The following is an 11,157-nucleotide window of genomic DNA, read 5'->3' as shown; positions in this document are numbered from 1 at the left end:
TGATTAATATATAGTCGCAAGCTTTTCTTATAAATCATAGAAAGGTAAACTATGAATGAGATATTAAGAAAAAAATTAAAATTACTACCTGATGAACCTGGATGTTATCTTTATAAAGATGAACTAGGAGATATAATTTATGTAGGTAAAGCAAAAAATTTAAAAAATAGAATAAAGAGTTATTTTACAGGGACACATAATAAAAAAACACAACTTTTAGTTAGTAATATTTATGACTTAGAATATATAATAGTAAATTCTGAAAAAGAAGCATTATTACTAGAAAATAATTTAATAAAAAAATATAAACCACATTATAATATTAGATTAAAAGATGACAAAACATATCCTTATTTAATGATTACAAAAGAAGAACACCCTAGAATAATTTTGACTAGAAAGTATAAAAAAAATAGTGCTAATATTTATTTTGGACCTTATGTGGATATAAAATCTGCTACTCAATTAAAAAAAATAATTGATAAAATATATCCTTTAAGAAAATGTAATCCTATTGAAAAAAGAGCTTGTACATATTACCAAATAGGTGAATGTATCGGTCCTTGTGCCAAAAAAGTTACTAATGAAGAATACAAAAATCAAATAAAAAATATTAAAAATTTTTTAAATGGTAATACAAAAAATATATTAAATAAATTAGATGCTAAGTTAAAAAGTTATGTAGAAAATTTAGAATTTGAAAATGCTGCAACAATTTATGAATATATTCAAGCAATTAAAATTTCAGTAGAAAATCAAAATATATCTATGACTAGTAATATTGATAGAGATTATATAGGTTATTATTATGATGAAAACTATATATGTATTCAAATATTTTTATCTAGAATGGGTAATATTATAGAAAGGAAAGTAGAATATTATAACTTATATAGTGACTATACAGAGGTTTTATATTCGTATATAATACAATATTACGCATTAAATATAGCTCCTAAGGAAGTGTTTATAGAAGGATTAGATGTTGAGTTACTTACTGAACTAATAGGAGTAAAATTTATTAACCCTAAAAAAGGTTATAACAAAAAAATTATAGATACTTTAAAAAATAACGCCAAATATTATCTAGATAATAATATAAAAATTGAAGAGGAAAAAGAAAAACAACAAATATTAATGTTAAATAATTTAGCGAAACAGTTAGGTGTTACAACTATAAGTAATATAGATGCATTTGATAATTCAAATATTATGGGGCAAGATGCTGTTTCTGTAAAAGTTAATTTTTTAAATGGTAAAAAAAATACATATGGTTATCGTAAATTTAAAGTGAAATATACAGAAGGTATTAATGATATAGAAACTATGAAAGAAGTTCTGTTTAGAACATATAAAGATAAAGATACTAAAACTAATTTAATAATAGTTGATGGTGGAAAAAATCATGTAACAGCTGCGATAGATATTGTACATAATATGTTAGAATTAAATATAAAAATTATAGGCTTAGCTAAAAATAGTAATCATATAACTGAATATATAGTTACAGATGATTATGAAATTATAACTTTAGATAAACATTCAGAACAATATTTATTTTTGAAAAAAATTCAAGATGAAGTACATAGATTTGCCATAACATATCATAGAAGCTTAAAAACTAAAAATATGTTTTCTTCTCCATTAGACAATATAAAAGGTATTGGAGCAAAGAGAAAAAAAATTTTGTTGGAAAACTTTAGTAGCATAGAAGAATTGAAAAAATCTAGTCAAGAAAAATTGAAAAAATTAGGTATTCCTAAAGATGTTATTTTAGAAATAAAAAATAAACTATAAAAAGGTTTATAATAACATTGCAAAAGCTATCATTTTTTTGATGAAGGTATTGTAATTATTTATAAATAATGAGATAATAAGAATATAATATTAAATTAAGGAGATATTAATTTTATGACAAAAATATTAGCAATAAACTCAGGTAGCTCATCATTAAAGTTCCAACTTTTTGAAATGCCAGAAGAAACTGTAATTGCCAAAGGACTGGTAGAGAGAATAGGGATTGATAATGGAATATTCACTATAGAGTTTAATGGAGAAAAAGTAAGAGAAGAGTTAGATATTCCTAATCACAATTTTGCGATAGAAAGACTTCTTAATAAACTTACTGAAATGAATATTGTTGAAAAAGTAGAAGATATTGAAGGTGTAGGACACCGAGTTGTTCATGGAGGAGAGTTTTTCGATAAATCTGTTTTAGTTACTGATGAAGTACTAGAAAAATTGGATAGTATTCAAGATCTTGCTCCGCTTCATAATCCTGCGAATATAATGGGAGTAAAAGCATTCCAAAAAGCATTACCAAATGTAGAGAATGTTTTAACTTTTGATACAGCATTCCACCAAACTATGCCTAAATCTACTTATATGTACGCAGTTCCTAGAGAATATTATGAGAAATATGGTGTCAGAAAATATGGAGCACATGGTACTAGTCATAGATACATAGCACAAATGGCTGCAGAAGTTACTGGAAAAGATATAAAAGATTTAAAAACAATATCTTGTCATATAGGAAATGGGGCTTCTATATGTGCTATTAAGAATGGTGAATCTATAGATACATCTATGGGATTCACACCACTATCTGGTTTAGTTATGGGAACGAGAACTGGAGATATTGATCCAGCTACTATCCCTTACATATCTCTAAAAACAGGATTAAATTTAAAAGAAATAATACATGTATTTAATCACGAATCAGGACTTAAAGGGCTATCTTCTATCTCTTCAGATTTACGTGATGTAGAAGATGTTCGTTTCACTGATAAAAATGCAGCAGAAGCTATTGATGTTTATATCAATAGAATCAAAGAATATGTAGGATCTTACGCTGCTGCTATGAATGGAGTTGATGTAATAGTATTTACTGCTGGAGTTGGAGAGAATGCTACATGGGTTCGTGAAGAAGTTTTAGAAGGATTAACTTTCCTAGGTTTAGAAGTAGATAAAGAGAAAAATAATGTTCGTGGAAAACTAACAGAAATAACAACTCCAGAATCAAAAGTAAAAGCGTTCATTATACCTACTAATGAAGAGCTTATGATTGCTCGTGATACTTTTGATTTAACAAAATAATTTACAGTTAATATTAATTTTGACTACATAAAACAAAAAAGATAACTTAATGTTATCTTTTTTATTTTGATAAATTATTTTTCTATTGATAGTTTTGATAGTTTGTAAAAAAACTGAAATTTTATAATTAAAATTTTTATAAAAGAAATTATAAATAATTTATATTTATAGAGAAGAGAGAACTTTTAAATAAGCAATAAATATATATTTTGATAAAGTTATTAATTATATTTAATTAAACATAACATTAGCAAATATATATACAGTTTGTTATAATGTAATATGGTATCAAATTTTAAAGGAGATTATTATGTCTGTATTAAATATTAAAGATTTAGAAGTATCGATTAATTACAAAAAGATATTAAAAGGTTTAAATTTAACTATAAATTCGGGAGAAATACACGCTGTAATGGGACCTAACGGAGCAGGAAAGTCTACGTTAGCTTCAGCAATAATGGGACACCCTAAATATGAGATAGATGGTGGAAGTATTTTATTAGATGATGAAGAAGTCTTAGAAATGGAAGTAGATGAGCGAGCTAAAGCAGGATTATTTTTAGCTATGCAATATCCATCAGAAATACCAGGAGTACCTACATCTGAATTTATTAAATCGGCTATTAATGCTCGTAGAGAAGACAATATTCCTATTATGCAGTTTATAAAAAAACTTGATAAGACTATGGAATTTTTAGATATGGATTTAAAAATGTCTCAACGTTATGTTAATGATGGCTTTTCAGGTGGAGAAAAAAAACGTAATGAAATTTTGCAAATGATGATGATTGAACCTAAGTTTGCGATATTAGATGAAATAGATTCTGGTTTGGATATAGATGCATTAAAAGTTGTATCAAAAGGTGTAAATGAAATGCGTAGTGATAAATTCGGCTGCTTAATAATTACACACTATCAAAGACTACTAGATTATATAACACCGGACTATGTTCATGTATTAATGGATGGAAAGATAGTAAAATCTGGAGGACCAGAATTAGCACTTAGATTAGAAAAAGAAGGTTATGATTGGCTAAAAGAAGAGGTGTAATATGGACAATAACAAATTAAAAATTAGTATAAAAACACTTAATAAATTGTCTAATGTACTTTCTGAAGTAGAATCATATAGTCTACTTCGAAGAAAAGCAATGTATGAAAATTATAGCTTATCTTATCCTAAATTACATTCTATGAATTTAGAAGAATGGAATTTATTAGATTTTGATACAAATGATTTACTAGAAATAGACAATTCTGATTTTAATAAAGAAGATTATGCTGATGTTATAAATTTTGATGAAAACAGTATTACAATAGTTCAAAAAAATAATAGTTTGAAGTATGTTAATATACCAGATAAATATAAAAATCAAATTATTGTCAATGATATATTTTCTGCTATGAAAGAAAACAAAAATTTATTAGAAGTATTTGGACAAATTGCTTCACCAGAAAAAAATAAATTAACATCACAACACTATGTTTTATTAAATTCTGGTATCTATATTGAATTGTTAGATAATGCTAATATTGATGTTCCAGTTCAATATACTGCGATAGTAGATAATGATAAACAGTCTTTCTATAATCATGTAGCTATTAATGTTGGAAAAAATTCTCAATTAAATTTTATAGAAAATTATATATCTCCTGTATCTAATAGAGCATTTAATATGATTACAGAAGTTTTAGCAAAAGAAAATTCTAACATAAATTATAGTTCAGTTACTAATTTTAATAGTAAACAAAGAGGTACTATTGTTAGAAATGGTATAACTCAAAGATCAGCTATATTAAATTGGAACATTGCTACTATGGACAACGCTGATGTGTTTTGCGATAATACAACTAATATAATTGGTGATGGCTCTGAAAGTAATTTAAAACTTGTTACTTTAGGAACAGGTAAACAGAAAATATATTTCAATAGTGAACTTGTCAATCAAGGATTAAATACTAATGGAGATATTTTACAACACGGAGTATTATTAGATGAATCACATATAGTTTTTAATGGAGTAGGATTTATTGTAAAAGGTGCTACTAGCTCTAACGCTTATCAAAGCTCTAGATTACTAACATTATCAGATAAAGCTAAAGCAGATGCTAATCCAATGTTACTTATAGATGAAAATGATGTTGCAGCTGGGCACGGAGCTTCTCTAGGAAAAATTGATGAAGAACAAATATATTATCTAAATAGTAGGGGACTTAGTAGAAAAGAAGCAAGTAGACTTTTAGTTCATGGATTCTTATCTCCAGTAATCGAGAAGTTAAAAGTAGATAAAGTTAAGTTAGAGACAATATCTCTTATAGATGAAAAAATAAATAAAGTGAGTGAATAATTTTGAACATTGAAAACATTCGTAAACAATTTCCTATTTTAAAGCGTCAAATTAATGATAATAGTCTAGTTTATTTTGACAATGGTGCAACTACTCAAAAACCTGATTATGTAATAGATGCAATAACAAATTTTTATAGTAATTATAATGCTAACATACATCGTTCTGTATATACTTTAGGAAATGAAGCAGAAAATATTTATATAGATTCAAAAAGAGCTGTTAAAAATTTTATAAACGCTAGATTTGATGAAGAAATTATATACGGAAGTGGGACTACTGAATTATTAAATTTAGTTGCAAATATGCTAGAGCAAGAATTAACAGTGGACGATGAAATTATTTTAAGTTCTTTGGAACATCATGCAAATTTCATTCCTTGGCAACAATTAGCTAAGCGCAAAAAGTTAAAATTAAAAATTTTAGAAGTAAATAAAGATGGCTTTATTAGTCTTAATGAGTTAGAAAATTCAATAACAGATAAAACTAAAATTGTATCGTTAACTTACGCTTCAAATATTTTAGGTATTCTAAATGATGTTGAAAAAATAGGACAAATTATAAGAAAAAAAAATAAAGATTTATATTATGTTATAGATGCAGCACAAGCAGCTCCACATATTAAAATTGATGTTCAAAAAATAGATTGTGATTTTTTAGCCTTTAGTGCACATAAAATGTGTGGTCCTACTGGGATAGGTGTATTATATGGGAAAAAGAAATTGTTAGAACGCATAAATCCTGTGAAATATGGCGGAGGAATGATTAGTATTGTTAATGATAAGGACTCTTCTTGGGCTGAATTACCTAATAAGTTCGAAGCTGGAACACCACTTTTAGCTCAAGCAGCAGGATTAAAGGCAGCTATAGAGTATATAAATAATATTGGACTAGAGAATATAGAAATTTATACTAAAGAATTAACTAGATATTTATTAAGTAAATTAAAAGAAATTGAAGGTTTAACTATATATGGATGTCATGACGTATCTAAGAGAGTGTCTTTGGTAGCATTTAATTTAGAAAATGTACATCCTCATGATTTAGCAAGTTTTTTAGATGCTAGAGGTATTTGTATAAGAGCAGGTCATCAATGTACACAACCTTTACTAAATCGCTTAGAAGTTTTCTCAGTAGCTAGAGTAAGTCTTTATTTTTATAATACAAAGGATGAGATTGATATTTTCATTCAAACACTAAAAGAAACTAAGGAGTTTTTTAATAATGAGCTTTTCTAATTTAAAAGATATGTATAAGCAAGTTATTTTGGATCATAGTAAATATCCTCATAATTATGGAGTTATAGAATCAGGATACAAACTTGAAATGTTAAATCCATCTTGTGGTGATAAGATAACTATAAGTATGAATATAGAAAATAACATTATTAAAGATATAAAATTTATAGGAACAGGATGTTCTATATCTATGTCGTCTGCATCAATGATGACAGATGAATTAAAAAATTTAACTGTAGAAGAAGCCGATAATAAGATTAACAATTTTTTAAATATGATTATGGGCTTAGATTATGATGTTAATTTACTAGAGGATAGCATTTCTCTTGAAAATATTTCACAATTACCTGCTAGAGTAAAGTGTGCTACTTTAGGTTGGAAAATTTCAGAGAAAATATTAAAACAAAGGAGTGATACTGTTGAATAAAAATGAAGAAATGTTTAGTGAATATCAATATGGATTTTCTGATATAGATGTATCTATTTTTAAAACAGAAAAAGGTCTGACTAAAGAAATAGTAGAAACTATATCGAAAAAGAAAAATGAACCTAAATGGATGTTAGATTATAGACTAAATGCATTAAAAGAATTTTATCGTTTACCGATTCCTACATGGGGAGGCGATCTTTCTGAAATAGACTTTGAAGATATGACGTATTATGTTAAACCATCGGAAAAAACAGAGAGAAATTGGGATGAAGTCCCACAAGAAATAAAAAATACATTTGAAAAACTAGGTATTCCTGAAGCTGAACAAAAGTATTTAGCAGGGGTTTCTGCTCAATATGAATCAGAAGTAGTCTATCATAATATGCATAAGCAATTTGAAGAGTTAGGTATAATTTTTGAGGACACTGATACTGCACTAAAAAATCATGAAGAATTATTTAAAAAATACTTTTCAAAATGTGTAGAATCTAACGATAATAAATTCTCAGCATTAAATTCAGCTGTTTGGTCAGGAGGATCATTTATTTATTGTCCTAAAGGAGTGTCTGTTGAAGCACCTTTGCAAGCGTATTTCCGCATTAACACCGAAAAAATGGGACAATTTGAAAGAACTCTAATTATTATTGATGAAAATTCTTCACTACATTACGTAGAGGGATGTACAGCTCCAACTTATTCAGCTAGTTCATTACATGCAGCAGTAGTTGAAATATTTGTTGGAAAAAATTCAAGATTTAGATATACAACTATTCAAAATTGGTCTACTAACGTGTATAATTTAGTGACTAAGCGTGCAATAGTTGAAGAAAATGGATCTATGGAATGGGTAGATGGAAATTTAGGATCAAAATTAACTATGAAATATCCTGCTTGTATTTTAGCAGGAGAAGGCGCAAGTGGAAATACACTTTCGATAGCTCTTGCAAGTGAAGGACAAGTTTTAGATGCTGGATGTAAAATGATTCATTTAGCTCCTAGAACATCTTCATCAGTAGTTTCTAAATCTATGTCAAGAAAAGGTGGAAAAGTAAATTATAGAGGTTGGATAAATTTTGGACGTAATTCAGAAGGATCTAGATCAAATATAGAGTGTGATACTTTAATTTTAGATGAATATTCTACTTCTGATACAATACCTTATAATATTATAAATAATTCAAATGTTTCATTAGAACATGAAGCTAAAGTTTCTAAAGTTTCTGAAGAACAATTATTTTATTTGATGAGTAGAGGACTTGATGAAACACAAGCTACAGAGATGATAGTTATGGGATTCATTGAACCATTTACTAAAGAATTACCAATGGAATACGCAGTAGAGTTAAATAGGTTAATTTCCTTTGAAATGGAAGGATCAATAGGATAATAATTATAGTTTATACGTGTCAATTAAAGGTTCTGTTAATTTTATAATTATATAAAAGGCATATCAAACAAGATATGCCTTTTATTTTATTTTTTAATTTTTCTTTTTACAATTATTATACAAATAATTGATAATATTGCAAATAAATAACCGTTAGAAGAAACAGTAGATCCTGTATTAGTTAATTTTTTGTTATCATCTGTTTTATTGATGATGTTATATTCTTTCTCTATCTTCTTGTTCAATGCATTATTATCTATTTTAACAATTGGATTATTATTAAAATCATTATTAAGGTTATTTTCTTTATAATCTGATGATGTAGTAGAATTATTAATTTGATTATTATTTAAGTTACTATCTTTATTATTTTCAGAATTATTTGGTTTATTTTCTCCATTATTACTATAATTAGTATTCGGTTGTTTATATTCTATTGCATACATAGAAAAATGATTAGTTTTAAATGTAACTACACTATTATTTGTTCCATTAATTATCTCATGCTCTTCTAATTTTCCATTGTCACCTACATAATATATTGCTTTTATTTCTTTTCCTCTAATTTTAGGTATTGTAACTGTGTAATTTCCAGTAGGAATTTTTACTACTTCATTTCTATATACATTAATAAATCTAATATCATAAAGATCTACATCTTTATCTTTTAATGTATCAATATTTTCAGGATTAATTTTTTCAACAACTAATTTCAAATCTAAAAAATTCATACCTGTAACTCTAGAAGTTTTATTTTCGTCTTCTATTGTGTGACGAGGATTATTTTCTATAATAGTTCCTTTTTCAACTAGATTAAATGTATTTACTAAATCACAAGTTCTATGATCATAAGGAAATTTTCCAACTATTTTATTTTTTACTACAAGTGGGAAAGTTTCAATATCATATTTATCATTATTTACAAGTCCTACCATATAATCAACATTAGGGTGTAAATTTGCTTTTACTACTCCATCGTTACTATCAACAACTATTGTTTCATCTTCACTAATTAATTCAAAAGTTATTTTTTCTTTAATAATTTTATTATTAAATGATGTAGTTATTTCTACAGGTACTTTTTCTTCTTTAGGTTCTACGTAATTTTCATCTTTTTTTATTACTTCAAATGTATCAAACCATCTTTGATATTCATCATTTTCATCAATAGGATAGTGATTCATAAATGCAAAAATATTTTTTCTCTTCATACCGTATTTATGATTTTCTTTTACATAAACTTCATAAATATCATCTGCAATTAACTCTATATTAGGAAGCATTCCACCTACAGAGATAAATTCTCCTAATGGACGTTGTTTAGATATGTTAAAAAATATAAAAGTAAGATTATCTTTTACACTATTTCCATTTGTATCAATTATTTTCATTTGGTTAATAGTTACTTTCTTAAAATTTTCTATTTCACATCCACAGTTTTCTACTACTAATTCTTCTGTTAATCTTTCATATTCATCATCTACATCTACTGGCAATCCATCCATAAATGCATAAATGTTTTTCTTTTTCATAGAATATCTTTCATTTTCTTTAAGAGTTATTTCATAAATGTCATCAGTAGTAAGTTTAATTTTGGGAAGTTTACCATTAGCTGTTTTAAACTCTCCTAGTAGTTGATTTTTAGATTTATTATAAAATATAAATGTTAGCTCATCATTAACGTTATCTCCATTTTGATTAATTATTTTTAATGTATTAATTATGGATTTATTTGAATTATCTTCATTATTTTCTAAAGATATTTTTTCTTTTAAATCTACATTTAATAATAATTTTTGGTTACTATCTATGTAAGGCCAAGAAAGGCCGCTAGCATCAGGTTTAATAGTGAATGAAAATTCTTCCATAGAATACTTATTATTGTTTACTAATTTTAATGTGTAGCTTGTATTTTCTTTTAATTTAGCAAATATTTGGCCATCAATATTTTTAGATTTAATATTCGTAACTCCATCTGTAAATATAAATTCTAAATCATCTTTTATTTCGGCACCATTACTTAAAACACTTAAATATAAATTAGAAAATTTAGTAGTTTCTAATTTATTTTCATTTTTTAAAACCTTTAATGAAAGAAAAAGTTTATTTGTATTAGTAATATAAGGTGTTCCATCTTTAATAATAAAAGAAATAGGCTCAACTATATATTTATTATTGTTAATCATACTTACATTATATATATGATTTTCTTTAACTTTATAAAAATCAATATAACCATCATTTGTACTGGTAGCTGTAATCACCGAATTATCCATACTATCTGTAATATTAAATGTTAAGTTATCTGTAACTTTTTCTCCATTACTATCTAATAACATAGGAGAAAAAGTAGCTGCATTAGCAGTATTTTCAGATTTTAAGTTACAAAATACCATTAATAAAGTTGTTATTATAAATATTAAAAATAATTTAGAATGTTTTTTTATCATAATCTAACCTCACTGTACTTATTTTATTCTTAAAATTAAATTTTAATTTAAAAAGTATGAGTACTAATAACCTATTAGTTATGAATTATAATCCGTAATGTAAATTTATTTTTCATAATTTATTCTCCTGTGTAAGTTTTATTTTATTGATATATCTACCTAATTTAAAATCAAGTATTTTTTATATCATCTTTGTTACATATAATTT

The 11,157-nt window shown here is 25.8% G+C and carries 8 protein-coding genes; 7 read left to right on the top strand and 1 reads right to left on the bottom strand.

The window, feature by feature from the left end:
* Positions 1-51: 51 nt before the first annotated feature.
* From uvrC to sufB, 7 genes are all read left to right on the top strand, one after another.
* Complete coding sequence (uvrC, locus tag HZY83_RS06790) at positions 52-1,797, top strand: excinuclease ABC subunit UvrC (protein WP_179943291.1); 1,746 nt, start codon at positions 52-54, stop codon at positions 1,795-1,797.
* Between the two features lie 114 nt (positions 1,798-1,911).
* A complete protein-coding gene (locus HZY83_RS06785; protein ID WP_179943290.1) occupies positions 1,912-3,096 on the top strand; it encodes an acetate/propionate family kinase in 1,185 nt (394 codons plus the stop codon).
* 310 nt (positions 3,097-3,406) lie between these two features.
* Complete coding sequence (sufC, locus tag HZY83_RS06780) at positions 3,407-4,147, top strand: Fe-S cluster assembly ATPase SufC (protein WP_179943289.1); 741 nt, start codon at positions 3,407-3,409, stop codon at positions 4,145-4,147.
* Between the two features lies 1 nt (position 4,148).
* A complete protein-coding gene (gene sufD, locus HZY83_RS06775; RefSeq protein WP_179943288.1) occupies positions 4,149-5,444 on the top strand; it encodes a Fe-S cluster assembly protein SufD in 1,296 nt (431 codons plus the stop codon).
* Positions 5,444-6,682 carry an aminotransferase class V-fold PLP-dependent enzyme gene (locus tag HZY83_RS06770; protein ID WP_370520056.1) on the top strand — a complete coding sequence of 413 codons (1,239 nt, stop codon included), beginning with the start codon at positions 5,444-5,446 and terminating at the stop codon, positions 6,680-6,682. Before sufD ends, HZY83_RS06770 begins: the two co-directional genes overlap by 1 nt.
* Positions 6,669-7,109, top strand: a complete 441-nt coding sequence (gene sufU / locus HZY83_RS06765) for a Fe-S cluster assembly sulfur transfer protein SufU (RefSeq protein ID WP_179943286.1) — start codon at positions 6,669-6,671, stop codon at positions 7,107-7,109. The genes HZY83_RS06770 and sufU overlap by 14 nt, the downstream gene beginning before the upstream one ends.
* 10 nt (positions 7,110-7,119) lie before the next feature.
* Entirely contained in the window at positions 7,120-8,499 is a 1,380-nt protein-coding gene (gene sufB / locus HZY83_RS06760; RefSeq protein ID WP_179943323.1) for a Fe-S cluster assembly protein SufB, read from the top strand.
* 86 nt (positions 8,500-8,585) lie between these two features.
* Here sufB and HZY83_RS06755 read toward each other — a convergent pair whose 3' ends face one another.
* Positions 8,586-10,949 carry a hypothetical protein gene (locus HZY83_RS06755; RefSeq protein WP_179943285.1) on the bottom strand — a complete coding sequence of 788 codons (2,364 nt, stop codon included), beginning with the start codon at positions 10,947-10,949 and terminating at the stop codon, positions 8,586-8,588.
* Between the last annotated feature and the right edge of the window lie 208 nt (positions 10,950-11,157).

It is taken from the genome of Gemella sp. GH3, from assembly GCF_013415425.1.
Taxonomy (GTDB): Bacteria; Bacillota; Bacilli; order Staphylococcales; family Gemellaceae; genus Gemelliphila.
Note: the sequence above shows the minus strand (reverse complement) of the source record. Positions and strands in the feature narration are given on the sequence as shown.

What these genes read in the sequence shown, in the direction of transcription:
- HZY83_RS06755 (WP_179943285.1), bottom strand. Translation starts at nt 10,949, where the DNA reads ATGATAAAAAAACATTCTAAATTATTTTTAATATTTATAATAACAACT.
- uvrC (WP_179943291.1), top strand. Translation starts at nt 52, where the DNA reads ATGAATGAGATATTAAGAAAAAAATTAAAATTACTACCTGATGAACCT.
- sufC (WP_179943289.1), top strand. Translation starts at nt 3,407, where the DNA reads ATGTCTGTATTAAATATTAAAGATTTAGAAGTATCGATTAATTACAAA.
- sufD (WP_179943288.1), top strand. Translation starts at nt 4,149, where the DNA reads ATGGACAATAACAAATTAAAAATTAGTATAAAAACACTTAATAAATTG.
- HZY83_RS06785 (WP_179943290.1), top strand. Translation starts at nt 1,912, where the DNA reads ATGACAAAAATATTAGCAATAAACTCAGGTAGCTCATCATTAAAGTTC.
- sufU (WP_179943286.1), top strand. Translation starts at nt 6,669, where the DNA reads ATGAGCTTTTCTAATTTAAAAGATATGTATAAGCAAGTTATTTTGGAT.
- sufB (WP_179943323.1), top strand. Translation starts at nt 7,120, where the DNA reads ATGTTTAGTGAATATCAATATGGATTTTCTGATATAGATGTATCTATT.